The sequence below is a fragment of the Methylothermus subterraneus genome (genome assembly GCF_054656915.1).
This window is the reverse complement of the sequence record NZ_BAAHXK010000004.1, coordinates 113,897-140,245: the sequence shown is the minus strand read 5'-3', so window position 1 is coordinate 140,245 and position 26,349 is coordinate 113,897. Positions and strand designations below refer to the sequence as shown.

23 protein-coding genes are annotated in these 26,349 nt (G+C 61.4%); 16 read left to right on the top strand and 7 right to left on the bottom strand.

The genetic code is table 11. The annotated features are described in order from the left end of the window. Positions 1-196: 196 nt before the first annotated feature. From ACYQ3M_RS05200 to ACYQ3M_RS05135, 14 genes are all read left to right on the top strand, one after another. Positions 197-2,068 (top strand): SulP family inorganic anion transporter, encoded by a 1,872-nt coding sequence (locus ACYQ3M_RS05200; protein WP_460034999.1) that lies wholly within the window; start codon positions 197-199, stop codon positions 2,066-2,068. Between the two features lie 12 nt (positions 2,069-2,080). Beyond that, positions 2,081-2,335, top strand: a complete 255-nt coding sequence (locus tag ACYQ3M_RS05195; protein WP_460034998.1) for a hypothetical protein — start codon at positions 2,081-2,083, stop codon at positions 2,333-2,335. After that, positions 2,332-4,485, top strand: a complete 2,154-nt coding sequence (gene hyfB / locus ACYQ3M_RS05190) for a hydrogenase 4 subunit B (RefSeq protein WP_460034997.1) — start codon at positions 2,332-2,334, stop codon at positions 4,483-4,485. The genes ACYQ3M_RS05195 and hyfB overlap by 4 nt, the downstream gene beginning before the upstream one ends. Then, positions 4,485-5,426: a respiratory chain complex I subunit 1 family protein gene (locus ACYQ3M_RS05185; protein WP_460034996.1), complete on the top strand. Its 942-nt coding sequence runs from the start codon at positions 4,485-4,487 to the stop codon at positions 5,424-5,426. The genes hyfB and ACYQ3M_RS05185 overlap by 1 nt, the downstream gene beginning before the upstream one ends. Next, positions 5,426-6,127, top strand: a complete 702-nt coding sequence (locus ACYQ3M_RS05180; RefSeq protein ID WP_460034995.1) for a formate hydrogenlyase — start codon at positions 5,426-5,428, stop codon at positions 6,125-6,127. The genes ACYQ3M_RS05185 and ACYQ3M_RS05180 overlap by 1 nt, the downstream gene beginning before the upstream one ends. Further along, positions 6,124-7,590 carry a hydrogenase 4 subunit F gene (locus ACYQ3M_RS05175; protein WP_460034994.1) on the top strand — a complete coding sequence of 489 codons (1,467 nt, stop codon included), beginning with the start codon at positions 6,124-6,126 and terminating at the stop codon, positions 7,588-7,590. The genes ACYQ3M_RS05180 and ACYQ3M_RS05175 overlap by 4 nt, the downstream gene beginning before the upstream one ends. After that, positions 7,587-9,146 carry a hydrogenase large subunit gene (locus ACYQ3M_RS05170; protein ID WP_460034993.1) on the top strand — a complete coding sequence of 520 codons (1,560 nt, stop codon included), beginning with the start codon at positions 7,587-7,589 and terminating at the stop codon, positions 9,144-9,146. Before ACYQ3M_RS05175 ends, ACYQ3M_RS05170 begins: the two co-directional genes overlap by 4 nt. Continuing rightward, positions 9,146-9,661 (top strand): NADH-quinone oxidoreductase subunit B family protein, encoded by a 516-nt coding sequence (locus tag ACYQ3M_RS05165; protein ID WP_460034992.1) that lies wholly within the window; start codon positions 9,146-9,148, stop codon positions 9,659-9,661. The genes ACYQ3M_RS05170 and ACYQ3M_RS05165 overlap by 1 nt, the downstream gene beginning before the upstream one ends. A 10-nt stretch (positions 9,662-9,671) precedes the next feature. Continuing rightward, positions 9,672-10,403 (top strand): DUF2490 domain-containing protein, encoded by a 732-nt coding sequence (locus ACYQ3M_RS05160; protein WP_460034991.1) that lies wholly within the window; start codon positions 9,672-9,674, stop codon positions 10,401-10,403. Next, entirely contained in the window at positions 10,369-11,793 is a 1,425-nt protein-coding gene (locus tag ACYQ3M_RS05155) for a sensor histidine kinase (RefSeq protein WP_460034990.1), read from the top strand. Before ACYQ3M_RS05160 ends, ACYQ3M_RS05155 begins: the two co-directional genes overlap by 35 nt. Beyond that, entirely contained in the window at positions 11,775-13,148 is a 1,374-nt protein-coding gene (locus tag ACYQ3M_RS05150) for a sigma-54-dependent transcriptional regulator (RefSeq protein ID WP_460034989.1), read from the top strand. Before ACYQ3M_RS05155 ends, ACYQ3M_RS05150 begins: the two co-directional genes overlap by 19 nt. A gap of 65 nt (positions 13,149-13,213) precedes the next feature. Beyond that, on the top strand, positions 13,214-14,560 hold the full coding sequence (locus ACYQ3M_RS05145) for a TolC family protein (protein ID WP_460034988.1): 1,347 nt from the start codon (positions 13,214-13,216) through the stop codon (positions 14,558-14,560). Further along, positions 14,557-15,618 (top strand): efflux RND transporter periplasmic adaptor subunit, encoded by a 1,062-nt coding sequence (locus ACYQ3M_RS05140; protein ID WP_460034987.1) that lies wholly within the window; start codon positions 14,557-14,559, stop codon positions 15,616-15,618. Before ACYQ3M_RS05145 ends, ACYQ3M_RS05140 begins: the two co-directional genes overlap by 4 nt. A gap of 1 nt (position 15,619) precedes the next feature. Beyond that, positions 15,620-18,841 (top strand): efflux RND transporter permease subunit, encoded by a 3,222-nt coding sequence (locus ACYQ3M_RS05135; protein ID WP_460034986.1) that lies wholly within the window; start codon positions 15,620-15,622, stop codon positions 18,839-18,841. A 24-nt stretch (positions 18,842-18,865) separates the two neighbouring features. Here the strand turns inward: ACYQ3M_RS05135 and ACYQ3M_RS05130 are convergent, their stop codons facing one another. Both ACYQ3M_RS05130 and ftsH read right to left on the bottom strand, forming a co-directional pair. After that, the gene (locus ACYQ3M_RS05130; RefSeq protein WP_460034985.1) at positions 18,866-19,492 is read right to left on the bottom strand and encodes a hypothetical protein; all 627 of its coding nucleotides are present in this window, start codon (positions 19,490-19,492) and stop codon (positions 18,866-18,868) included. Between the two features lie 34 nt (positions 19,493-19,526). Further along, positions 19,527-21,407 (bottom strand): ATP-dependent zinc metalloprotease FtsH, encoded by a 1,881-nt coding sequence (gene ftsH / locus ACYQ3M_RS05125; protein ID WP_460034984.1) that lies wholly within the window; start codon positions 21,405-21,407, stop codon positions 19,527-19,529. A 179-nt stretch (positions 21,408-21,586) separates the two neighbouring features. Here ftsH and ACYQ3M_RS05120 point away from each other — a divergent pair, with 179 nt between their 5' ends. Beyond that, positions 21,587-21,826, top strand: coding sequence for an acetyltransferase (locus ACYQ3M_RS05120; RefSeq protein WP_460034983.1), 240 nt, complete (start codon positions 21,587-21,589; stop codon positions 21,824-21,826). A 7-nt stretch (positions 21,827-21,833) separates the two neighbouring features. Further along, positions 21,834-22,226 (top strand): hypothetical protein, encoded by a 393-nt coding sequence (locus ACYQ3M_RS05115; protein WP_460034982.1) that lies wholly within the window; start codon positions 21,834-21,836, stop codon positions 22,224-22,226. Between the two features lie 3 nt (positions 22,227-22,229). Here the strand turns inward: ACYQ3M_RS05115 and ACYQ3M_RS05110 are convergent, their stop codons facing one another. From ACYQ3M_RS05110 to ACYQ3M_RS05090, 5 genes are all read right to left on the bottom strand, one after another. Beyond that, positions 22,230-22,589, bottom strand: coding sequence for a DsrE family protein (locus ACYQ3M_RS05110; protein ID WP_460034981.1), 360 nt, complete (start codon positions 22,587-22,589; stop codon positions 22,230-22,232). A 10-nt stretch (positions 22,590-22,599) separates the two neighbouring features. After that, positions 22,600-23,493, bottom strand: a complete 894-nt coding sequence (locus tag ACYQ3M_RS05105) for an MBL fold metallo-hydrolase (RefSeq protein WP_460034980.1) — start codon at positions 23,491-23,493, stop codon at positions 22,600-22,602. A 22-nt stretch (positions 23,494-23,515) separates the two neighbouring features. Then, positions 23,516-24,760 carry an NAD(P)/FAD-dependent oxidoreductase gene (locus ACYQ3M_RS05100; RefSeq protein WP_460034979.1) on the bottom strand — a complete coding sequence of 415 codons (1,245 nt, stop codon included), beginning with the start codon at positions 24,758-24,760 and terminating at the stop codon, positions 23,516-23,518. 20 nt (positions 24,761-24,780) lie between these two features. Beyond that, complete coding sequence (locus tag ACYQ3M_RS05095) at positions 24,781-25,593, bottom strand: sulfite exporter TauE/SafE family protein (RefSeq protein WP_460034978.1); 813 nt, start codon at positions 25,591-25,593, stop codon at positions 24,781-24,783. A gap of 158 nt (positions 25,594-25,751) precedes the next feature. After that, the gene (locus tag ACYQ3M_RS05090; RefSeq protein ID WP_460034977.1) at positions 25,752-26,333 is read right to left on the bottom strand and encodes a beta-class carbonic anhydrase; all 582 of its coding nucleotides are present in this window, start codon (positions 26,331-26,333) and stop codon (positions 25,752-25,754) included. Between the last annotated feature and the right edge of the window lie 16 nt (positions 26,334-26,349).

Sequence of the window (26,349 nt, the reverse complement as noted above, 5' to 3'; positions counted from 1 at the left end):
AGTTGCGATCGGAGTAAATATTAAGACAAATAATAATTATTATCAAAAGTGGATTTTTGCTCTCCGAAGGTGGTGAATTTCCCCCACTTGACTCCCAAGTTCTACAAAAAACAAGGATTTTCAAACGGTTAAAACATGGCACAAAGTTTGTATAGTCTTAGGCAACTACAACAATCTCAAGGTCAAGGTACAAACCATGCCCCCATCCCAAACGCTTGCGCTTGGCGAGACAACGAGCCTCAAAGCGAGCTGGCGCTACGACCTTTTAGCCGGCTTTCAGGTATTTCTCATCGCCCTGCCCCTGTGCCTAGGCATTGCCATGGCCTCCCGCTTTCCCCCCATGGCGGGGATCCTCGCCGCCATGGTGGGGGGTCTTTTAGTCTCGCGCATCAACGGCTCGCACGTGACCATCTCGGGCCCGGCGGCCGGCTTAATCGTCGTGACTTTAAGCGCAGTGGAGAGCTTGGGCGGGGGCGATGCGCTTGCCGGTTATCATCGGGCGCTGGCGGCGATCGTCTGTGCTGGGCTCTTGCAGGTGCTCCTTGGGCTTGGGAAAGCCGGCCGCTTTGTCGCCCTGGTTCCGGCGTCGGTGGTGCACGGGATGCTGGCGGCGATCGGCGTCATCATCATGATCAAGCAAAGCTACGTCTTGATCGATGTCCAGCCCCAGGGTGAGCTGCTCGAAAACCTTTTGGCCCTGCCGCAAAGCCTGATGCACGCCAACCCTGAGATCACCGCCATCGGGTTGGTCGGTCTTGCGATTTTGATCCTGTGGGAAGCCCTGAAACCCCGCTTCAAGCTCTGCCAGTGGGTCCCCGCCCCCATCGTGGTGGTGGTGGCGGGATGGCTGCTTGGGCTGTACTTCGATCTGGAACACTCCCACAAGTATTCCTGGCATTCCACCTTCTTCGAGGTAGGGCCCAACGAACTTTTGCCCGTCCCCCAACGCTTTTGGGACGGCTTTGCGTTGCCGGATTTTTCCCAAATTGGCACCCTGAAATTTTGGCTGGCCGCTTTAAGCATCTGCCTCGTATCGAGCTTAGAGACGCTGCTTTCCGCGGCGGCCGTAGACAAGCTCGATCCCTTCCAGCGCCAAAGCGATTTGAACCGCGACGTGACCGCTTTGGGTATCGGCACCGCGGTCTCCGGCGCCATCGGGGGCTTGCCGATGATTTCCGAGATCGTCCGCTCCACCGCCAACATCAATTTTGGCGCCCGAACCCAGTGGTCCAACTTCTTCCACGGCCTGTTTTTGCTCGTCTTCGTCGCCTTGTTTCCCGGCCTCATCCACGAGATCCCCAAGGCGGCGCTCGCTTCGCTGTTGGTCTTCGTCGGCTTCAAGCTCGCCTCGCCCAAGGAGTTCTACAAGACCTGGGAGATCGGCAAGGAGCAGCTGTTTTTGTTCGTGTTCACGATTCTGGCGGTGCTGGCGACCGATCTTCTGATCGGAGTGGGACTTGGCATCGGCGCCAAAGCGATCTTGCACCTCCTGCGCGGGGTCTCCCCCAAGGAACTGTTCAAGATCGCTTATAAGATCGAGCCAATCGACCCCGACGCGTTCCGCGTGACGATCGAAGGGGCGGCGGTGTTTTCCAATTTTCTGGCCCTAAAGTCGGAATTGACCGAGCTGCCTAAAGGCAAAACCCTAATTTTCGATTTCACCGACACCTCCTTCATCGACCACACGGTGATGGAGTTCCTACACGAGTTCTGCCACGACTACGCGCGCAGCGGCGGGCGCTGCGAGCTGTCCGGCTTAGAGTCGCACGAGCCGGCCTCCGGCCACCCTCTGGCGGCGCGTCGCAGACGGCCGCCTGAACACCTGCTCAAGCTGTTTCTCCAAGTTTGCCACAGAAACGGCGAAGTGTTAATCTGCCTCAAAGGCGCACAAGTCATGCGCCTGCTCGAGGAGGCTTTGCAAAACGCGCTGGCAGAGCTGCCGCCTAAAGCCCGTCTCACCTTCGACTTAAGCCAAGCGGATCTTCCAGAGCGGTTTTTGACCGCCGTCGAGCGCTTCTGCCGGGAACGCGAACGTGCCGGCGCGTACTGTCAGATCAAACGCACCTAAACGAGGAGCCTCATGGAACGCTTCATTTGCATCCGCGAAAAAGACGATGCCGTTTACGTCACGCTGCAGGGGGGGCGCGCCTTAAGCGCCCGGAAAGGCTCGCTTTTAGCCAACCTACAGGCGCTTCTTACGGCGGGCAAACCGCTCGTCATCGACGTGCAAGATGCCTGGTGGTTGGCCGACGATCTTGAGCGCGAGATCGACCGGCTCTTCTACCAATGCACGGAGATCGGCTTGAGCTGCAAGGTCCTCAGGAGGCAGCGATGAGGCCGGTCTTGGAATTTTTGCCAAACTCCCGACTCGTCTACGCAGGCCTGCGGCTTGGTTTTGAACGCGCGCGCCAACATCCAAGATTTCTAGCTTTTGCCTTGGGTCTCTTGGGGCTGGCTGGGGTATCCTTCCTGGTGTTTGGCCGCGAGGCAGCTTTGCCTTGGTGCCTGGTTTCGGCCGCTTTGGCTTTAACTTCAGGAATCTCAGGCGTAGGCGCCGACCGTCACCCCAAAGCGCTAGCGCAACTGTGCTTCCCGCTCCTTTTGGGGTCTGGGATCGCCGGTCTGTGCGGGGGATTGGCCGCTGCTTTGGGGCAAGTCGCCCAGGACCTGAGCTTGCCTTTGGGGCTGCCTTGGCTGGCTTGGCACCTGCATCTGGATGGCCTTTCGGGATTTTTCTTCGTCGTCGTCAGCGCGGTGCTGATCGCCGTCGCCTTGTTTGGCCCTCAGTACGTGCGCGAGTACGAGCACGGTCCGTATTCTTTGGCGCTTCTGGCGCTGACCACCGGCCTGTTCGTGGCGGGAATGCAGCTCGTCTTGCTGGCGGCGGATGCGTTTTTCTTCATGATCTCCTGGGAGTTGATGTCGGTGGCGAGTTATTTTTTGGTCGCCTACACCCACGAAAAAGCCGAAAACCGCCACGCCGCCTTCCTTTATCTATTGATGGCCGAGGTGGGGGCTTTGCTGATCATCTTGGCCTTCGGCGTGCTGGTCGGCTTCGCTGAAGGCTTTGGTTTTGATCAAATGCATAGCGCGAAGCTTTCGCCCCTGTGGGCGAGCATCGCGTTCGCCTTGGCGCTTTTGGGGTTTGGCATGAAGGCGGGGATCGTGCCCTTGCACGCCTGGCTGCCCGAGGCCCACCCGGTCGCCCCCTCCCACATCTCGGCCCTGATGAGCGGGGTGATGCTCAAAGTGGCGGTGTACGGCTTTACCCGCTTCACCTTCGATCTGCTTGGGACGGAACATTTCCACTGGGGCTGGGGCGTGGTGGTGCTGGCGGCCGGGGCCGCTTCGGCCGTGCTCGGGGTGCTGTACGCCTTGATGCAGCATAATTTAAAGCGACTTCTCGCCTACCACTCGGTGGAAAACCTCGGCATCATCTTCATGGGCCTTGGGCTTTCCTTGCTGTTTTACGCCAACGGCAAACCCGCCCTCGGCGCCCTGGGCCTGGTCGCCGCCCTCTATCACACCTTAAACCACGCCCTGTTCAAAAGCCTGTTGTTTCTGGGGGCGGGCGCCATCCTGCAGCGCGCCCACGAAAGCGACTTGGAACGCATGGGGGGCTTGATCTCGCGCATGCCGGTAACCGCGGTGCTGTTCCTGATCGGGTGCCTGAGCATCTCGGCGCTGCCGCCGTTCAACGGCTTTGTCTCGGAGTGGCTGACCTATCAGGCCGCCTTGCAAGTCTCGGCTCTGGACAGCGGGGTGCTGCGCAGCTTCGTGCCGGTGACGGCAGCGCTGCTGGCCTTGACCGGAGGGCTTGCGGCGGCGTGCTTTGCCAAGGTGTTCGGGGTGGCGTTTTTGGGCGTGCCGCGCAGCCATCACGTCCAGCGGGCGAGGCGGCTGGAGTCGGTCGGCGCCCTCGCCGGCATGAGCTGGCTGGCCCTGTGGTGTTTGCTGCTCGGGGTGTTGCCGACCCCGCTGGTGCGGCTTTTGGAGGGGGTCAGCGCGCAGCTGACCGGCTTTGGTCTGCCCGAAAGCGCGAGCCGCGGCTGGCTGTGGCTGTTTCCGGTGGCGCCCAAAACGGCCTCGTATGCGGCCTTGGCGGTGTTTCTCGCGCTTTCTTTGGCGTGGATTTTAGCTTTCTACTTCCTCTACCGCAGAGGCCACCCAAACACGCGCTCGGCTTATCCTTGGGACTGCGGGTTTGGCGAGCTTTCCCCCCGCATGCAGTATTCGGCGACCGCCTTCGCCATGCCGTTTAGGCGCGTTTTTGCCGATGCCTTCGTCGTCCACGAGGCAATCGAACCCGGCTTGCGCTACCGCCTCCACGTGGGCGATCGCCTGTGGGGGATGTTCTATGAACCGATCATTAAAGCCTTGCGCTTTAGCGTGCGCCACATCGGGCGCCTGCAGACGGGCAACCTCCGGGTGTATCTGGGGTATTCCTTCTTCACCTTGGTCTTTTTGTTGTGGGTGATCAGCTGATGGCCTGGCTTTTGAATCTTTTGCAAATCCTCCTCTTTATGGCCGCCGCGCCGCTTTTCGCCGGCTGGATCAAACAGCTCAAGTGCTGGTCGCAAAACCGCCGCGCGCCTTCCCTCCTCCAGCCTTATTTTGCTCTTTACAAGCTGTTCGGCAAAGAGACGGTGGTCGCCGAGCGCGCCTCTTGGGTCTTTCGCACCGCCCCCTATCTCATCTTCGCGGTGGCGGTCTTGGCCTGCGCCATCGTTCCGCTCGTCTCGGTGCACCTACCCACCAGCGCGCTAGCGGATGTGATCGTGCTGGTGGGTTTCCTTGGCCTGGCCCGCTTCTTCCAGGCCTTGGCCGGATTGGACATCGGCACGGCGTTCGGCGGCATGGGGTCGTCGCGCGAGATGCTGATCGCCTCCATGGCCGAACCGGCCATGCTGATGGTGGTGTTCACCTTGGCGGTGTCCGTAGGAACGACCAATCTGGCGGCCGCCATCGAAACTCTGCTCCACCAACCGATCATGGTGCGCCCTTCCTTCGTGTTTGCCGCCTTAGCCTTGGCCTTGGTGGCGGTGGCCGAAACCGGACGCATCCCGGTAGACAACCCGGCCACCCACCTGGAGCTGACCATGGTCCACGAGGCCATGATCTTGGAGTACAGCGGCCACCACCTGGCGCTGATCGAATGGTCGGCGCAGATCCGCACGCTGCTCTACGCCGTGCTGCTTGCCAACGTGTTCTTCCCTTGGGGCTTGGCCGAGCATTTTAGCCTGGAGGCGCTAGGGATAGGCGTGGCGGCGATCGCCCTAAAGCTCATGGCGCTCTCAAGTATCTTGGTCCTCGCCGAGATCCTGCTGGCCAAGATGCGCCTGTTCCGCTATCCCCAGTTCCTAGGCTTTGCCTACCTGTTGGCGCTGCTCGGTATGCTCATCCACGTGATTTTGGAGGTCGGCTGATGCAAACCCTCACTTCCCTGTACGGCCAGGCGGTGTTTCTGCTGGCCGCGCTGGTGCTTTTTACCTCGTTTATGATGCTGGCGCAAACGCGCCTGCGCTCGCTCGTCAATCTGTTCGCCCTGCAGGGACTGCTGCTGTCTTTGACGACGGCCCTGGTGGCGATCGTTGAAAACTTGCCCCATCTTTGGGTCTCGGCCGCGCTCACCTTGCTTCTCAAAGCGCTGCTGATCCCGGGTCTGCTCCATTACTTCATCCTGCGCCTGAAGCTGCATCGGACGGAGGATGCGCCATCGCGGCCGCTCGGCTTGCTTTTAGGGGCCGCCTCGCTGGTGGTATTTAGCTATTACATCATCCTGCCGGTGGCGCAGCTCTCCCTGCTTGCTACCCGCAACCTCATCGCCGCAAGCTGCGCCTCCTTCCTCCTCGGGATGCTGCTGATGATCTCCCACCGCCAAGCGGTCAACCAGGTGGTGGGCTTCATGGCGATGGAGAACGCGTTGTTCTTCCTCGCGGTGGTTTCGACTTATGGCATGCCGCTGGTGGTGGAGCTGGGGGTCGCCTTCGACGTGATGGTGGCGGCAGTGATCTTCGGCGTGTTCTTCTTCCAGATTAAAGAAAGCATCGACTCGCTGGACGTGGACGCCTTAAGCCGCCTGACCGAAAGCAGCGCCGAGGTCGCTCCTCAAGGAGAGACGGAATGACCGCCCTGTACCTGATCCTGGCGATCCCCTTCGTCGGCCTTGGGCTGCTTGCAGTGTTCGGCGATCGCCCCTTCGCCCCGCGCCTGAACAACCTCCTCAACGCTTTGGCGTTTGCCCTGTCGGTGGTGTTGGCCGGGATCGTGCTCCAAGGCGGCACCCTGATTTCGCCCAACCGCTTCTTTCTGGTCGACAGCTTCAACGTTTACCTGATCGCCCTCACCGCGCTCGTCGGCTTGACCACGGCCGTCTTCTCCGGCCCGTACATGGAGCACGAACGCCAAAAGGGGCGTGTGACTTCGCGCCGCCTTAGGTTGTACTACGCCATGTACCAAGGCTTCATGCTCGCCATGTACCTGATCCTGGTGAGCAACAACCTGGGTCTTTTGTGGGTGGCGATGGAAGGCGCAACCCTGGCCACGGTGCTTCTGGTGAGCTTGTATCGTACCCCCGAGAGCGTGGAGGCGGCGTGGAAATATTTCATCCTCTGCGGGGTCGGCATCGCCCAGGCCCTGTTCGGCACCATCCTCCTGTATTTCGCCGCCGCCCAGGTGCTCGGGACCGGCAGCGACGCGCTCACCTGGACCACCCTCTACGTCCACGGCGCCCAGCTCAACCCGACCGTGCTCAAGATCGCCTTCGTCTTCCTGCTCGTCGGCTACGGCACCAAAGTGGGTCTGGTGCCTATGCACAGCTGGCTGCCGGATGCCCACTCGGAAGGCCCCACCCCCATGTCGGCGATCCTCTCCGGCCTGCTCTTGAACGACGCCCTGTACGCGGTGGTGCGCTGCAAAATGATCGTGGACCAGGCCGTCCCCGGCAACCTGCCAGGCTACCTAATGATGGGGTTTGGCCTGGCCTCGTTCTTGGTCGCGGCCTTGTTCCTGCATCGCCAGCGCGACATCAAACGCCTGTTCAGCTACTCCTCGATCGAGCACATGGGCACCATGACCTTTGCCTTCGGCATCGGCACCCCGTCTTCCACCTTCGCCGCCCTGATGCACATGACCGTGCACTCCTTGACCAAGTCGGCGATCTTCGTCACCGTCGGCCACGCTTCCCAGATCGCCGGCACCCAGGAGATGGCCAAAATCCGCGGCCTCATCGCCACCCAGCCGCAAGTCGGCTGGGGGCTTTTGGTCGGCGCGCTGGCGATCTGCGGGTTTCCGCCGTTTGGCGTGTTTGTGAGCGAGTTTTTGGTCCTCACCGCCACCATGCAGACCCACCCTTGGCTGACTTTGCCCCTGCTGTTGGGGCTTGGGATCGCCTTTGCCGGGATCTTCCGCCAGCTCCACCCCATCGTCTTCGGCAAACGCCCAGAGAATCAAGCCCCTGTCTCGGCCAACATGTTCCCGGTGTTCGTCCACCTGGCCCTGGTGCTGTGGCTGGGGATCGCGCTCCCGGAAGCGCTGGCCAACTGGTTCGAGCAAGCCGCCCAACTGATCAGCGGAGGAATGCCCAAATGAAAGAACTCCACTCCGCCTTGGAAACAGCCGGCGTCTCGGTGAGGATGCAGCCGCCTTTGCCGCCGGCCGAAGTTTGGTCCATCCCTAAGGACGGCTGGGGACAGGCCGCCCAAATAGCCAAATCCCGCCAATGGCGCTGGAGCGCCGGCTGGGGCGAAGAACTCGGCGCAAGCTTCCGCATCAACGCGCTGCTCGCTCGAACTGGGCAATACCTGCTGCTGCGTACCGAGGTCCCCAAAGACGCCCCAACCCTCCCCTCGCAGGCGCCTTACTACCCCGCCGCCGACCGCCCCGAGCGCCACACGCGCGACCTGTTGGGAATCGCCTTCGAGGGCGGCGACGACCGCCGCTGGATCCGGCACCAGGCGTGGGAAGAAAGCGCCTTCCCCTTGCGCGCCGGCTTTCCCCTAGGCGGCTTTCCTCTACCGCAGACCCCGCCGGATGCCGATTATCCGTTCGCGCAGGCGCACGGGGCGGGGGTCTACGAGATTCCGGTCGGCCCGGTGCACGCCGGCATCATCGAACCGGGGCACTTTCGCTTTCAAGCGGTGGGCGAGACCGTCTTGCGCCTGGAAGAGCGCTTGGGTTATGTCCACAAGGGCATAGAAAAGCTGGCGGTCGGGCGCCCGATGGCGGCTTTGGCGCGCCTGGCCGGCCGCGTCTCGGGCGATACGACGGTGGGCCACGCTTGGGCGGCGTGCCTAGCCATGGAGCGCGCTTTGGGGATGGAAGCTCCGGCGCGCGCTGCGTATCTTCGCGCGGTCTGCGCCGAGCGCGAGCGCATCGCCAATCACCTTTGGGACATGGCGGCGATCTTGAACGATATCGCCTTTACTTTCGGCTATTACCAGTTCGGCCGCCTGCGCGAAGAGGTGCTGCGCACCAACCGGGCGCTGTTCGGCCACCGCTTGCTGATGGATGCGGTCGTCCCCGGCGGGGTGGCAGTTGACCTCGACGCCCAAGGTATTTCGCGCTTGCGGCGGGAAATCGCAAGGCTCAGGCGCGAGCTCGACGAACTGCTTCCCATCGTCGACCGCAACGCCTCGGTCGGCGATCGCCTCTACGGCACCGGCCGGCTGAGCGTGGAAGACGCCGCCGACCTAGGTTGCGTGGGCTACGTGGGGCTTGCCTCAGGCCAAGACTTGGACGTGCGCCGCGACTGCCCCTATCCTCCTTACGACCGGCTGAAAGTGCGCGTGCCGGTGGAGGAAGGGTGCGATGTGGGAGCGCGCTTTTGGGTGCGCTACAAAGAACTGCGCATCGCCCTAAGGCTGCTTGAGACGCTGCTGGAACGCTTGCCGGACGGTCCGGTGCGCGTCGCGCTGCCGGTGCCTGAAGAAGGCGCAGAGGGTTTGGGGATCGTCGAGGGCTGGCGCGGGGAGATCGTCGCTTACGTGCGCTTTGGGGCCGAAGGCCAAATCGCGCGCTTTTTCCCCCGCGATCCGAGCTGGCTCAACTGGCCGGCCCTGGAGCGCTTGATCCTGGACAACATCGTCCCGGACTTTCCGGTGTGCAACAAATCGGTCAACGGTTCTTACTCGGGAGTGGACCTGTAATGTGGCGCCAATATCTTAAGATTTTGAAGACCGGCCTGGCTACCGAATCGCTGCGCAAGCTCGCGCGCGACCCTGAAGTCGAGCGCCTGGGCGCCGAGGTCAAGCGCGAGATCGCAAAGCGCTTTGCCAAGAGCCTGGCGATCCGTGAGGTGGATGCCGGCTCGTGCAACGGCTGCGAGCTCGAAATCCACGCGCTCAACAACGTCTACTACGACATCGAACGCTTCGGCGTGCATTTTGTCGCCTCCCCGCGCCACGCCGACATTTTATTGGTGACCGGGCCGGTCTCGCGCCACATGGAGGCAGCCTTGCGCCGCACTTACGAGGCGACCCCGCACCCAAAGTGGGTCATCGCGTGCGGCGATTGCGCGGTGTGCGGCGGCGAGTTCGGGGTGTCCTACGCCAGCTGCGGCGCGGTGGAGAACGTGATCCCGGTGGACGTCAAAATCCCCGGCTGCCCGCCCACCCCGGCCCAACTTTTAGCGGGGATTCTCCAAGCCATGCGCCGATTTTAAAAGAGGAAACATGTCTATTGTAAGGCTTGCCTTGCTGGGTTTTGGGCTACTCGCCCTGCAACCGGCCTTGGCTACCCAGACCGACGCAGACTTTCAGACCTGGGCGCAGTTTATCGCCCAAGGACCCTGGCGAAACCAAAACCCTTGGCTTTGGTATCTGGAGCTGCAAGGCCGCTTTAACCATCACTCCTCCGACTTCGCCCGCGGCTTCGTGCGCCCGGCGGTAGGCTATGCCTTAAACCCCAACTGGAGCGTGTGGCTGGGCTACGCCTATGTGCCGTTCAAAAGCGCTATCGATTCCAACCTGAGTACGATTCACGAGCACCGGGTGTTCGAGCAAGTGATCTTCAGCCATCCCATCCTAGACGGCAACTTCACCTCACGCACCCGCCTAGAGCAAAGGTTTTTAAACACCACCGCCGACAAGAGTTGGCGCCTCAGGCAGATGCTGAGATTAACCCATCCCTTGCGCCCGGGATCCAAATGGGCAGGGGTCTTTTGGGATGAAGTCTTTATCAGCTTGAACACCACCGATTGGAGTCAAATCACCGCCAATTGGGGTGCCCAGTCTGGCCTGAACGCCAACCGCGGTTTTTTAGGGCTGGCATACAACTTTACCCCCAAATCCTGGGTCGAATTCGGCTATCTTAACCAATACACCCCTGCCGATCAGTTCGGCGGTCGAAGACCCAAATCCCAGGTGATCCATGCGCCTATGCTCAGCGTCAACCTCAGGTTCTAAGGAGTCCGGAGGCAAAAAACTCGCCCCGAGCTCTTTCTATCGCCCTTTGCTGCTGACCGGGATTGTGCTATGTGCCTTGCTGTTGGCCGTCTTGCTCGCGTTCGTGTACTTGAGCTGGCGCAATCTGGAACGGATCCATCACATCCGCCAGGTCATCGGCGAATTGGACCAATTGCAGACCTTACAGCTGCAATTTCAAAAAGCCCTAGATCGGCCGGGCCAGAGCGATCTTTACGCGTTGCAGAACCAATTGGCGCAAACGCCAATCGCCAAGCACAGCCAAGCGATTTTTACGCTCTTGGCGCAAAATCGCCTCTATGAAGCCCAGCGGCGCTTGCAAGGCCTGCTAAAGCGGCAAGCCAACAGCACGACCAACCTGTTGACCCAAGTCGTAGAAGACATCCAAATCGAACTGGAGGGCGGCCTTGCCGCAACGGTCGCGCTTTTGATTTTGCTGATTTTAGGGGGAATTTTGGCCAGACACTGGCTGCTGGTACCGCTGACGCGGATGAACGAGCTCTTTTTGCGCCTGGCCGAAGGGCACTTCGAACCCATCGCCCATCAGAACCTCGCGCCTCCCTGGAATACGCTGATCGCCAATTACAACCATATGGTCCAGCGCCTTGGCGAGTTAGAAGCGGCGCACCGCGCCCGCGCCCGTTCCTTGGAGGACCAAGTGCGGGCGGCAGCGCGTACTCTCCTCGCCCAGAGCCAGGACTTGGCCCGCGCCGAACGCCTGGCGGCTTTAGGAGAGTTGGCCGCAGGACTCGCCCATGAACTGCGCAATCCGCTGGCTGGAATCCAGGTGGCGCTCTGCAACCTGCGCGCCGAATGCTCCGATCCTGCCGTAAGCTCGCGCTTTGACCTGATCCTGGCCGAACTGGAACGCCTAAACCGCCATCTCAACCACCTCTTAGACCAAGCCCGCCATCAGCCCGAACCCTTGCAGGAGGTCGATCTGGACCGGACCGTGCGCGAAGTTCTGGAGCTGATGCGTTATCAGCTGCCGGAAGGCATCCGCCTGCATTACCAAGCCCGAGGCGAAACCCGGGTCTGGCTGCCCGAGATTGGGCTGCGCCAAGCGCTCATCAATCTGGTCCTCAACGCCGCCCAGGCCTTGGGTCAGAAAGGCAACATTTGGATCGAGGTCCACCAGGCCGCCGACAACCGCTTGATCGTCCGGGTGCGCGACGACGGCTGCGGTTTCCCGGAAGAGGTGTTGACCCGCGGCATCCGCCCGTTCGCCAGCGGCAAAGACGGCGGCACGGGACTTGGGCTGCTTATGGTCAAACGCTTTGTCACGAGCCTCGACGGCCGCCTTCACCTTGGTCAGAACTCACCGCACGGTGCCTGCGTCACCCTGGAGATTCCATGCAAACCGCCCTCTTGATCATCGAAGACGAACCCCTATTGGGTGAGGAGTTGGCCCACCACTGCCGCAAGCTGGGTTTCGACGTCACCCTCGCGCGCACTTTGCAGGAAACCTGCACGTTCCTAGATCAGGGGCTAGAACCTGCGGTAGTGCTCTCCGACATGAGCCTGCCGGACGGCAACGCCCTGGATTTCTTTGAAAGCCGCGGCGGCAGACAGCCGGGCAGCGAGTGGATCTTTCTGACCGGCTATGGGACGGTGGCCGATTCGGTCCGGGCGTTGCGCCTGGGCGCTTATGAGTTTCTGGAGAAACCTTGCGACCTAGGACGCCTGCAACTGGTGCTCGAGAGCGCCGTGCGTTCAGCGCTGGCGCAAAAGCGTTTGGCTTTCGAGGCGGCTCAAGGGCAGGCGCGCTACACCCCGCAAAGCTTTCTCGGCAGCAGCCCGGCCGTGGAGGAGTTGCGCCGGCTGTTGCAGAAGCTCGCCGGCCTTCCCTTCTCCGCCTTGGTGCTGCAGGGGGAGACCGGCACCGGCAAAGGCTTGGCCGCGCGCATCCTGCACTACAGCGGCAGGCGCCGCCAAGGGCCGTGGGTGGAACTCAACTGCGCGGCGCTGCCGCGCGACTTGGTCGAAGCCGAGCTGTTCGGCTACGAACCTGGGGCTTTCACCGGGGCCAAAGGGCGCCACTTGGGGCTGCTGGAGCAAGCCAACGGCGGCACCCTGTTCTTAGACGAGATCGGGGAGCTGGATCTGGCGATCCAGGCCAAGCTGCTCAAGGCGGTGGAAGACAAACGCATTCGCCGGTTGGGGGGCGAGCGCGAAATCCAGGTGGACGTGCAGATCATCGCCGCCACCGGCCGAGATTTGTTGCAAGAGGTTAAGGCCGGAAGATTCCGCGAGGACCTCTACCACCGCCTGAGCGTGTTCCAGGTCACTTTGCCGCCCTTGCGCGAGCGCAAAGAAGATTTAAAAAGCCTGGTGCCCGCTTTGATCGCCGAATTCAACGCGCGCGCCGGCAAAAAGGTCAAAATCATCCCCGACTCCGTCTGGCGAGCCTTGTACCGCTACCACTGGCCGGGCAACGTGCGAGAACTGCGCAACGTGGTCGAGCGCTGCGTGCTGCTCGCCGAAAACGAAGTCTTCCCTTTGCAATGGCTCAACCTGCCGGGCGTGGCAACGGCCCCGGCAAACGACCTTGCGATCCATCTGCCTTTAGACGGCAGCCTCTCGCTCGATGAGATGGAATGCAAAATCCTCACCGCTGCGCTTTCCCGCACTTCCGGCAACGTCGCCGCCGCCGCCCGCCTGCTTAAAATCAGCCGTGAGACTTTGCGCTACCGCATGCAAAAATACGGCTTGACCGGCGCCTCGTAACGGCCACTTATTGTCTTTTCAACAGAATCAGCTAATAATCTTGCAAAAAACCGCCGCGAAACTGCGTGAACGCAATCTTGGGGATTTGGCTCGCTTGGTGCGTGCTGCTTTGGGGGGAGGCTGTTGGCGCCGAGCCCGACGCGGCCTGGACGCTCGATAAGGTGATCGCCGAAGTGATCGCGCGCAATCCCGAGCTGAGCGCAGGAGCTGCGCGTATCGCCCAAGCCCAGACCAAACTGGAAGAAGTAAACGCGGCTTTCTTTCCGCGGGTGACCGCCGGCGTCGCCTACACCCATACCAACGACCCTTCCCGCGCCTTCGGTTTCATCGTCGCCCAACGCCGCTTTGACTTTGGCATGGACATCAACCGCCCCGGCTTCGTCGAGGACTTCCGTCCTGAAGTCGGGGCCACCTGGTCGCTGTTTCGCGGCGGCCGGGATTGGTACGCGCGGCAAGCGGCCGAACTGGGAATAGAGGTTGCGCGCCTACACCAGGCCGAGCTGCAAAACCGCCTGGCCACCGCTGCCAGCCAAGCCTTTTATGCCCTGCTCGAGGCGCCGCGGCGGATCGCGGTGGCGAATAAAACCTTGGTCACCGTGACTCGGGAACTGGAGCGGATGCGCGTCCGCCAGCGGGAAGGAACCGCGCTCAAATCTGACGTGCTGTCTTTAGAGGTGCGCCTGGCCGAGGCGCAGGCGGCAAAGATCCGCGCCGAAAACGCCCAGGCCGCCGCCCGTTCGGCCCTAGCTACTCTGCTGGCCCTGCCGGCCGAAAGCGTGATCGATATCCGGGAAGACTCACCCAAGCTGCCAGCCAGCGCCGGCGCCATCGAAGACTGGCTACGCCAGGCGTTGGCGCGGCGCCCCGAGTGGCTGGCAGCGCAAAAACAAATCGCCGCGCGCGAGAAAGAGCTCAAAGCGGCCATGGGAGAACGCTGGCCGCAGGTCGATGCTTTTACCGTCTACGGCCTAAATAGCCCCACTCCGCGCCTGGCCACCTCGCGCGACAACTGGACCGTAGGCGTACAGGCGAAGATCGACCTGTTTTCCGGCGGCCTGTTGAGCGCGCGCATCCGTGAGGCCAGACAGCGGCTGGAGGAAGCCAAGGCAACCGCCGAACACACCCGCCTGGCGGTGGAACACGAGGTCCGAAGCGCCTGGTTGAACCTGCGCGAGGCTTTAGCCCAGGTCGAAGTCGCCCGCAAAGCGGTCGCCTCTGCCGCCGAAGCGCTTAAGATAGTGCAAGCCCAATACCGCAGCGGCGCCGCCACCGTGACCCGGTTTCTCGAAGCCGAGACCGACCTCGCCGCCGCGCGCCTGCGCCTGATTTCTGCTCGTTTCGCCGCCCTGACGGCAAAGGCGGAACTCAAGCGCGCCAGCGGAAGCTGGTCTTTGCAGGAGGACCCACCGTGAAACCGACCGGCCAACTCGTCTTTGGCCCGCTCGCCATCTTCGGTTTGGCCATTTTGCTCGCCGGGCTGGAGGGGGCTTTTGCCACCAAGGTCCCGCCGGGAAATACCGAGGGCTTAGAGCCTGCGGCGACCGGCCCCACCGTGCCGGTTAGCGAACACCTCCTGCCGCGCAAGCTGCGCTGGCCCGCCACCATAAACGCCGCCACCGTAACCCGCATCGCCCCCAAAGTCCCCGGGCGAATCTTAGAGATCCGCGTGGAGATCGGCTCCGCCGTCGAGTCGGGACAACTGCTCGCTCGCCTCGACGACAGCGAAATCCGCGCCCGCCTGGAAGGGGCCAAGGCCGCTTTGGTCGCCGCGCAAGCGCAAGCCGAGCGCGCCGCCGCCGACGCCCGCCGGCTCCGCAATCTGTTCCGGGAGCAAGCCGCCACCGCGCAGGACCTGGACGCCGCCGTCGCCGCCGAACGCACCGCCGCCGCCCGCGTCGAACAAGCGCGCCGGCAGATCCAGGCCATCCAGTCCCAGCTTCAGGAAACCCAGCTGCGCGCCCCCTTTGCCGGCAGCGTTATCGAACGCCTCGCCGACCCAGGCGACATGGCTCTCCCTGGCCGTCCCATTTTAGTGCTCCAAAATCCCGCCCAGCTGGAAGCCAAGGTCTATATCCCCGAGCAATGCGCCATGTATCTCACGCCCGGCGCCGAGCTCAGCGTCGAAATTCCAAGCCAGAACTTGAACTTGAGCGCGCCGGTGACCGACATCGCGGGCGCCGCCGATCCTTTCACCCATACCCTTGAGGTAAAAGCCTCCCTGCCCCAAGGGCAAAAACTCCTACCCGGCGCCTTCGCCTGGGTCGAGCAACGCTGCGGCGAGGAAAGCGTGTTGTTGCTGCCCGAGGCCGCCGTTCGCCGGGTAGGGCAACTGGAGACGGTTCTCTACGTGCGCGACGCTCGCATCCAGACCCGGCTGGTGCGCACCGGCAGGCGCATCGACGGCCAGGTGGAGATCCTGGCCGGATTAAAAGCGGGCGACCGAGTCCAACTTCCCGACCCCAGGCGCTGAGATGGCGGAGGCAAAACTGGGTTTTACCGCCCGCATCGTTCAAGTCTTCATCGAATCGCGCCTGGCGCCCTTGATCCTCAGCGCCTCGCTGCTGCTCGGACTGGCGGCTTTGCTTTGGACCCCGCGCGAGGAAGAACCCCAGATCGTGGTGCCAGTCATGGACGTGCTGGTCGAGGCCCCCGGCACCTCCGTGGACGAGGTGGAGAAGCTCATAGCCACGCCCTTAGAGCACAAGCTGTGGGAGATCCCCGGGGTCGAATACGTCTATTCCCTCTCCATGCCCGGGCGGGCCATCGCTACGGTGCGCTACTACGTGGGCGAGGACCGCGAGGACAGCCTGCTCAAAACCTGGAGCAAGCTGATGTCCAACCGCGATCTCATCCCGCCGTTGGTCACCTCGTGGACGGTCAAGCCGGTGGAGATCGACGACGTTCCCATCGTCCTGGTGACTTTGTCCTCCCCCGATCCGGCCTACAGCAGCTACGAACTGCGCCGCATCGCCGAGGAACTCTTAGACAAGATCGGGCAGGTGGACAACACCGGAAAATTGTGGATCGCCGGCGGCGAGCGCCGCACCTTATCGATCTACCCCGACCCGGCCAAGCTGGCCGCTCAGCATTTGAGCTTGCTGGAACTGATCGACTCCTTGCAAAAGGCCAATTTCAACCTCCAAGCCGGCGAATTCGACCGCCTGGGCCAGCGGGTGCGGCTCGAAGCCGGTCCTTTCTGGAAGACCCTAGATCAGGCCGCCGCCACCGTCGTCGGCCAATATCAAGGCCGGCCGGTGTATCTGCGCGAGGTGGCGCGCCTGGAAGACGGACCCGCCGAGGTCGAAACCCTCACCCGCATCGGCTTTGGACCTCAGGCCAAGCGCAGCAAACACATCGCTGGCCCGCTGGCCGAACCCAACGAATCGCGCCCGGCGGTCACCCTGGCCGTACCCAAGCGCCGCGGAGCCAACGCCGTAACGGTGGCGCGCGAAGTGATCGAGAAGATCAAATCGCTGCACGGCCGCGTCATTCCCGCCCAAGTCAGCGTCACCGTCACCCGCGATTACGGCGAGACCGCCAACACCAAGGTCAACGAACTGGTGGAACACCTGTTCGTCGCCATCGCCATCGTGGTCACCGTGCTGGCCATCGCCCTCGGGGTGCGCGAGGCGTTCATCGTCGCCATCGCCGTCCCCATGACCTTGGGCGTCACGCTGTTTTGCGATTTGCTCTTTGGCTACACCATCAACCGCGTCACCCTGTTCGCCCTGGTCCTGTCGCTGGGCCTGTTGGTGGACGACCCCATCGTCGACGTGGAGAACATCTACCGGCATTTCAAGCTGCGCCGGCAGCCGCCGCTGCAGGCGGCCCTGACTGCGGTGGACGAGGTGCGCCCGCCCACCATCTACGCCACCTTCACGGTCATCGTCTCGTTCTTGCCCTTGTTCTTCATCACCGGGATGATGGGCCCCTACATGGCGCCTATGGCCTTCAACGTGCCGGTGGCGATGCTGATGTCGCTCTTGGTAGCGTTTACCGTCACCCCTTGGGCCAGTTATCACTTGCTCAAAAGCGAATACGCTAAACCCGACGAAAAGCCCTACGATCTCCACGCCAGCCTCATTTACCGCGGATATCAGAAAGTCCTAGGGCCGCTGATCGCCTCTCCGGGCCGCAGCGGGCTGTTTTTGGGCGGGGTGGCGCTTTTGTTCGTGCTCTCCTGCCTGCTGGCGGTGTTTGCGATCCCGCTCAAGCTCCTGCCTTTCGACAACAAGGACGAGCTGCAGCTGGTGATCGACCTGCCCCGCGGCGCTTCGCTGGAGGAAACCGACGCGGTGGCCCGCGATCTGGAAGACTATCTGGTCACGGTCAACGAGATCACCGATTTTACGACTTATATCGGCCAGGCCTCCCCCATCGACTTCAACGGCCTGGTACGCCATTACTATCTGCGCTCCGCCAGCCATCAGGGCGACATCCGCATCAACCTAATCCACAAACGTCAGCGCGAGCAGCAATCCCACGAGATCGCCTTGCGCATCCGACCCGACATCGAGGCCATCGCCGCCCGCCACGGCGCCAAGGTCAAGATCGTCGAAGTGCCGCCGGGGCCGCCGGTGCTCTCGACCGTGGTCGCCGAGGTCTACGGCCCGCCGGGGGTGGCTTACGACGAGCTCGCCGCCGCCACTTTAAAGGTGCGGCGCGCCTTCGACCGGCTTGCCATCTTAGTCGACGTGGACGACCTCGTGGACGAACCGCAAACCCGGCTGGAGTTTCAAGTCGATCAGGCCAAGGCGGCCTTGCACGGCATCTCCACCGCCCAGATCGCCAAGACCTTGACCGCCGCCTTGGGCGGCCTCCAAATCGGCCTGCTGCACGCCGAAAACGAGCGCCAGCCCGCCCCTGCGCTCGTCCGCCTCGAGCGGCCAATTCGGTCCCAGCCGGAGATCCTAGGCAGCTTGTGGGTCCGCGGCGGCGACGGCCAACTCGTGCCTCTAGGCGAACTGGGCCGCTTCGTGCCCACGCGCGAACCGCTCACTCGCTACCACAAGAACCTCAAGCCGGTAGGCTACGTCTTGGCCGAAATGGCCGGCCACACGCCTCTGGAGGCGGTTCTCGCCCTCACCCGGAGCTTGAAGGAAGATCCCTTGCCTGAAGGCTACGACTTCACCCTGCGCGGCGAAGGGGAATGGAAAATCACCGTGGACGTGTTTCGCGATCTGGGCCTGGCTTTCGCCGCCGCGCTGGTGATGATCTACGTGTTGCTGGTGATGCAGACCGATTCCTTAGGGATGCCTATCGTGATCATGATCGCCATCCCTTTGACCGTCATCGGCATCCTGCCCGGCTTCTGGCTGCTGAACCTGTTTCCGGAGCCGATCCGCGGCTTCCCCAACCCAGTGTTCTTCACCGCCACGGCGATGATCGGCATGATCGCGCTCGCCGGGATCGTGGTGCGCAACTCCATCATCCTGATCGATTTCACCCAGCGCCTGGTGAACCAGGGCCGGCCCTTGACCGAAGCGCTAATCGAGGCAGGCGCGGTGCGCCTTCGCCCCATCTTCCTCACCGCCGGAACCGCCATGTTCGGTTCGGTGGTCATCACCCTCGACCCGATCTTCTCGGGCCTTGCCTGGAGCTTTATCTTCGGTATCTTCGCCTCGACTTCCTTCACCCTGCTGGTGATCCCGGTGGTCTACTTTCTCCTATATCGCAAAGCTGTAAACGCCTGAGGGTTTTCACTGCCGATTTAACGCTTATTTCGGGAAACCGATGAGATCGGTGTTGACGCAAACGACCTTTCCCGTCAATGTGCTAGATGTGTAATGGAGCCTCAAAGCGTCGCCACCAACGGCTTCTTTTTGCACCCCGCCGGCGCTTCCCGTGGCCATAAAGTAAGGGTTACCCTCGGCGGTCAAAACGCTTTTTCCGTAAGTTACGAAATAATAATCTCCAGGGACGATACCACTGCTCTCGATAAAGGCGCGTAGGGCGTTGTTGTCGCTGCCTAAAAGCCCCTTGACGTCTTGCCAATCGGCCTGACGGGAAGCCGGACCGAACTCTTCCATACAGGCTTGAGTAAGATCTTCCATACAGGCTTGAGTAAGATTAGGTGCCGAGTTTCTTGCCACCGTATAACGGGCAACGGTGACGGCAAGTTGGGGGAGCCTATCTGGTCCCGCGTTAGCGACGCGGAAAACGTTTTGCTGGGGATCCCACAACATATCCGCCCAATAATTCCCGTAGCCTGGAACCGTCACATTGCGCAAGCGGATCATATTTGGGGCAACGCGCTGAACTCCAACTATAGAAAGGTCGATCTCCACCGCGAAAACTTCAGCCGTTAGCACAAACAAAGCCAAAAACAACCCTTTCTTTAGCATGGCTTATCCTCCCCTTACGTTAGGATGCCAAAAATCACGTGGCAGCAACCGTCTCTTTGGTTTTGCCTACCTGATGCTTGGCCAAAACCGCCTTGACCTCTTCGCCGCTCAAGACCTCTTTCTCGCGCAGTTCTCGAGCCAAAGCCTCCAGCGCGTCGCGGTGGCCCTCCAAAACGGCGCGGGCCCGGTCGTGGGCCTCTTTAAGCAATTGCTTGACCTCTGCGTCGATGGCTTGGGCGGTCTGTTCGCTGTAGTTTTTGATTTCCTGCACGCCGCCTTCGAGAAACGCCAACTGCTGGCGCTGCCCCCAAGTGCCGGGGCCGAGCTGTTTGCTCATGCCCAGATAGCACACCATGTTGCGGGCGATCTCGCTGGCTTTTTCGAGATCATTCTGGGCGCCGGTAGAAACGTCCCCATAGACGATCTCCTCCGCGCATCGACCGCCCAAAAGGATCGCCAACTGATCCTTGAGCTCCTGTTCGGTAGCCAGAAACTTTTCCTCCACCGGCAGCTGCAGCGTGTACCCCAAAGCCCCGATCCCGCGGGGAATAATCGAGACCTTGTGCACCGGCTCGCCGGTGGGAACGCTCTCGGCGACCAAAGCGTGGCCGGATTCGTGGTAGGCGACGCGCTCCTTTTCTTTGGGGCTGAGCGCCCGGGTCTTGCGCTCGAGGCCTGCGATCACGCGGTCGATGGCGGCCTCAAAGTCTTCCATCGCGATGCACTCGTGCCCCTTGCGCACCGCGATGATCGCCGCCTCGTTGCAGACGTTCTCAAGCTCGGCGCCGACAAAACCCGGCGTCCTTAAAGCCACCACGTGCAGATCCACATCCCCGCACAGCTTCTTGTTGCGGGCATGAATTTTTAAAATCGCCTCGCGGCCGGCCACATCGGGCTTGTCGACGACGATCTGCCGATCAAAACGCCCAGGGCGCAGCAAGGCTTTGTCTAAGATTTCCGGCCGATTGGTCGCCGCCATCACCACCACCCCGGCGGAGGGATCGAATCCGTCCATCTCCGCCAGCAGCTGGTTCAAAGTCTGCTCGCGCTCTTCGTGGCTGATGGGCGAGGCCCCGCGCGCGCGGCCGATGGCGTCGATCTCGTCGATAAAGATGATGCACGGAGCTTTCTGGCGCGCCTGCTCGAACAGATCGCGCACCCGCGCCGCTCCCACCCCCACGAACATCTCCACAAACTCCGAACCGGTGATGCTGAAAAACGGCACGCCCGCCTCGCCCGCCACCGCCCGCGCTAAAAGCGTTTTGCCCGTCCCCGGCGGGCCGACGAGCAACACCCCTTTGGGCGGACGCCCGCCGAGCTTGCGTATCTTCTTGGGGTCTTTCAAGAACTCGACGACCTCGATCAGCTCTTGTTTGGCCTCCTCGCACCCGGCCACATCGTCAAAACGGACCTTGACGTCGGCTTCGGCGTAGATGCGCGCGCGCTTGCCCAAAGACAGAAAGCTTCGCCCGCCGGCCATGCGTTGGGCCATAAAATTCCACAGCCAAAACAGCAGCGCCAAAGGCAAAACCCAACTGAAGAAGAAATACGCCAGCCAATTAGTCGTCTCCGGGCGGACGACAAACTCGACGTTGTGGTTCTTGAGCTTTTCCGCCAACTCGGCGTCCCACAGCGGCACGGTGACAAACGGCTTGGCCTCGGTTGCCGGGGTCTCGGGCTTGAGGACGCCGGTGATGCGCTTTTCGCTGACCACCACCTTGTCGACTTTGCCTTGCTCGACGTAGCTCAAAAACTGGTTATAAGGGATCTCAAGGCGCCGCTCTTCTTGCAGACTCTGCCACAACGAGAGCAGCAAGACGGCAAGCAACACATACGCAGGCCATTGAAACCTTGGGTCTTGCCAAAGGGGCAGTTTTTGCGGTTTGTTGACTTCGATTTTGGTTTTCTTGCGCATGAGGAAATCCTTCAAGTCTTCCCACCCGCGCGTTACTCTATCACGGATTCTCTCGGCCATCACGAATCCCCCGCTATCGCTTAAAGCCCACGAATAATCTGGGCACGATATTTACCGTCTTCAAGGCCGAATTTCAGAGTAAAATAGCTTTGTTAAGCTCACATGCACAGGAGAAGCCTATGTTCCTAAAAAGAAAACAAGACGGACACTTGGTGGAAGTTCTAACCGTAGGCGATCTGATCAACCCCTTGCACCGCGAGGTCGTCGGCCGCCTGCATTACGGCGAGGAACCCGGCGATCCGGAAAAATTTGCCAAAGCGGATTTGATCTTTCCTTCGGGCGAAGCGCTGCCGCGTTGCTGGACGGACGTGCACTACCGCGACGAGGAGCTCTTCAAACGCTTAAAGATTCACTCTTAGAGTGGCAATGCTTCGCTTTGCGCCGCTTTTGGCGCTGTTATGGCTCGCTTACAACGTCTTGATCGCGAGCGGCCTGGCGGAACTTAACGCAAGGATCGCGCACCTGACCCTACCCTCAAAAGCCGTCTGGGAAATTTCCCTGGGCGATGGGCTGATCTTTTTGGGGGTTTTGCTTTTGTACGCCGAGGTTCTCAAAGCGACCAACACCCAAACCAGCGCGCTGTTCGATCACGCCTTGTCGGTTTTGGTGTTCGCCCTGTTTTTGGTCGAGTTTCTCATCGTTCCCCAGGCGGGCAACTCGGTGTTTTTTGCCCTGATGCTGATGGCCTTGATCGACGTCGTCGCCGGGTTCTCGGTCACCATCGTCGCGGCCCGGCGCGACGTCGATCTAGACCGCTAAATATCAATATTCAACGTTCTTGTCGGACTCGGCCAAAGCCTGGATAAAATCGGCCATTTCTTTGATCTGGGCGTTTGGGATCATGCGGTCGGGATCGACTCCCCGCGCCAAGGCGCAGCCTTTGCACACCCAGATCGGGATCCCCAAGGCGATCACCTCGGCGAGCACCTCGCGCAAGGGTTTGACGTTCACCCCGACGATGTGCTCGGCCGCCCCCGGGCGCGCCAGAGCTGTGGCCTCATCCCAGAGAAACAGCGTGGGTTCGTGCCCTTGCGCCTTGGCGGTCTTGGCGGCGATGTAGGGCAAGGTCGCCAGGGTCGGATGGTTGCTGCCGTATTTGGCGGAAATTAGGATCTTGGCCATAACGCACCTCCTAAAAATCCAAGGGTAGGTTGTTGCTTCCCAAAGCGTTCAGCGGAATCTTAAGATACCGCCTGCCGTTGGCCTCGGGCGGCGGCATGCGACCGGCGCGGATGTTGACCTGCAACGAGGGCAGGATGTACTGAGGCGCTGCCAGCACCCGGTCGATGCCGTCGCGGATTTTGACGAATTGCTCTTCGCTGGTGCCGTCGTGGACCAGCGGGTTGCGCTCGCGCTCCTCCCTGACCGTGGTCACGTGGCGCGGCCCCGGCGCGTCGGGGCGGTAGTCGTGGCACATATACAGCTTAGTCTCCGGCGGCAGCGTGAGGATTTTATCGCGAATCGAACGGTACAGCTGCCGCGAGCTGCCGTTGGGGAAATCGCAGCGGGCGGTGCCGTAATCGGGCATAAAGACGGTATCGCCTACGAACGCCGCCTCTTCGCTTACGACATAGGTCACGCAAGCCGGCGTGTGCCCAGGGGTATGCATTACCCGCACCGGCAAATTGCCGATGGTAAAGCGTTCGCCCTCGGCGAACAGATGGTCAAACTCCGAGCCGTCGCCGGAGATGTCCTGAAGGTTGTAAAACTCCTTGAAATACCGCTGCACCTCCCGAACGTGCTCGCCGATGCCGATCCTGCCGCCCAATTTGGTCTGGATGTAGGCGGCGGCGCTCAAGTGATCGGCGTGGGCGTGGGTCTCGAGCAGCCATTCCACCGTCAACCCCTCGCGGCGCACGCAGTCGATGACCGTATCGGCAAAGCCGGCGCTGACTCTCCCGGCGTTGTAGGCAAAGTCTAGCACCGAATCGATAATCGCGCAGCGCTTGGTTTCGGGACAGGCCACCACGTACGTGAACGTGTTGGTCGGCCCATGGTAAAAGTGTCGAATCACCGGTGAAGCCATAACGTTCTCCTTCAAGTTGCAGTTATACCGGCCCGTGGCCGCTGCCAAAATCCCGCGGGATAGGCCAAGGCCACTGGCGCCCTTTAACCAAACCCTGCCAATACACGATCGGCAGCACATAGCGCTTTAAAAGCCACATGCTGTAGCGTTCTTTGCCTTGGTCGAAAGGAAACGTCTCGCGCACCTTGCCTCCGTAGAGGAACTCGGCCAAGATCACCCGTCCGTAACGCGTCACCAGCGGGCACGAACCGTAGCCGTCATAGGCACACGACAACGTTCTTTTTTGCATCGCCGCCGCCAGGTTTCGCACCACCACCGGCGCCTGCGAGCGGACCGCAGCGGCGGTCTTGGAGTTGGGCGTGCCGGCGCAATCGCCCAGCGCAAACACATTGGGATAGCGCACGTGCTGCAGGGTGTTGGGATCGACGTCCACCCACCCGGCGGCGTTGGCCAGCGGGCTGTTCTTGATAAAATCGGGCGGCGACTGTGGCGGGGTAATATGGATCATGTCGTAGCGCAAGACAGTCGTTTCGCCGCTGTCCAAATTCTCAAACACCGCCTCGCGCGCCTTGGGCCGGATGGCTACCAAATTGTGGCGATAACTTACCTTAATATCGCGCGGACGGATCACCTGCTCCATCAGCGCCTTGGCGTATTTTTCCACACCAAAGATGGCCGGCGTGCTTGTCAGATAATGCACCGTTGAGCGGTCGCGAATCCCCTTGCGGCGGAAATAGTCTTCGGCCAGATACGCGATTTTCTGCGGCGCGCCGGGGCACTTGATTGGCATCGGCGGCATGGTGAACAGCGCCACCCCGCCTTGGAAATTGCGGATCAATTCCCACGTATAGGCCACCGTGGCGTAGCTGTAATTGCTGCAAACGCCGTCTTGGCCGACGAGCTCTTGCCGCAAGCCATCGATCTTGTCCCAATCGAGCTTGAGACCGGCGGCGACGATCAGCCAGTCGTAGCCGATCTTCCGTCCGGTTTGGGTTTCGACCACCTGCCGATCCGGATCGACTGCGACCACCCGCTCCTGAATCCAACGCGCCTGCCTGGGCAGTACGTCGGCAGTCTTGCGCCACGTGGTTTCCCGTTTCACCACGCCCGCGCCGACCAGCGTCCACATAGGTTGATAGTAATGCACTTCCGATGGCTCGATCACCGCCACGTCCTGGCACTTGAGCTGGCCGACCAAGCGGTGAGCCATACCCGCACCGGCGGCGCCGCCGCCGATGATCACGACCGAATGCCGAATTTGGGTCATAACCAATCCTCCAGCAAAACTTATTCAAAGAACGCGCGCTTTATTGACTCCAGCACCTGGGACAGGGCCAGCAGCCATTCCCCCCACTGACGGACGAGGATATAAACCGCCATCGCGATCACAAACCACGCAAACCCCCGGCGCAAGTGGCCCGCTTTGAGCCTGTGCGCCAGCCAGCCACCCACCAGCGAGCCGGCCACGGCCGAACCGGTCACCACCCCGGCCAAAGCGTAGTCCACCGAAACGTGGCTTAAATACCCCAAAAACCCAGCCAGGGATTTGAGCGCGATCACCAGCAGCGAGGTACCGATCGCCAAATGCATAGGCAGCCCGCCCAGCAGGGTCAAAGCCGGCACCACCAAAAAGCCGCCGCCGGCGCCCACTAGCCCGGTCACCGCCCCGACGACCAGCCCATCCAGCACGATCCTGGCAAGCGGCAGGCAATCCACGCACTCCCCCTCTTGCCTTGGCCTTTCTGCCTTGCTTCCGTTGCGCAGCATCGCCCAAGCGGTGGCAAGCATGATCAAAGCAAAGCTTAAAAGCAAAAGCGGCGAGGGAATAAAGCGAGCGACCCAACCGCCTAGAAACGCCCCGGCCATGCCGGCGGCACCAAAGATCGGCCCCACCCGCCAGCTCACCGCCCCCTGCCAGGCGTGCTGGATCATCGCCACGGCGCTGGTCGCTCCCACTACCAGGAGCGAAGTGGCGATCGCCTCTTTGACTTCCAGGTGCAAGACATAAACCAGAATCGGCACGGTCAGGATCGACCCGCCCCCGCCCAACAGGCCAAGGCTTAAGCCGATCAGCAAGGATAGAAAAATCGCCAGAAGCATATTTGGTTTGCGCTTTTAAGTCGGCGCCTATTGTAGAAGAGCCGAACAAGTTATTACAATAAATAATATTTATATTCTTAAAATGCATTAATTGCTTACCGGCATAAAAAAGCCGGCCCTTCGGCCGGCTTTCCAAAACTCAATCTCTTCGACAAAGCTCAACCGACGCGGCCGGCTTGAGTTGCCTCAGGCACTTCGATCAAGCGTCCGGTCTTGACGTCGTAGATGTACCCGTACACCGGGATTTCTTTAGGCACCAAAGGGTGCGACTTGATGCGGATCACGTCGTCGACCACGCTTTGCGCCTGATCTTTGATCGTCAACCACTTGATGTATTTGCCCACCGGCGACCCCGGCCCCTCGCCCACGTCTCGCCAGCCTGCCGGGGTCAACTGGGCGGTCTTGAGGCTGTGGGACAAAAGCTCGGCCATGATGTCGTCGGTGAAGGTCTCCATGCCGCAGTCGGTGTGATGGATCACAAACCATTCCCGGGTTCCCAGCAACTTATAGGAAATCACCAGCGAACGGATCGCATCGTCGCTGGCGCGTCCGCCGGCGTTGCGGATCACGTGCGCGTCGCCTTCGGCAAGCCCAGCGTACTTGGCCGGATCCAAGCGCGCGTCCATGCAGGTCAAAATCGCAAAGCGCCGCGCCGGCGGCATCGGCAGCTTGGCCTTGTCGCCGAAGGTCGCAGCATACTGCTGGTTGGCTTTTAGCACTTCTTCCACGATCTGGCTCATGTCACTCCTCCTTTTG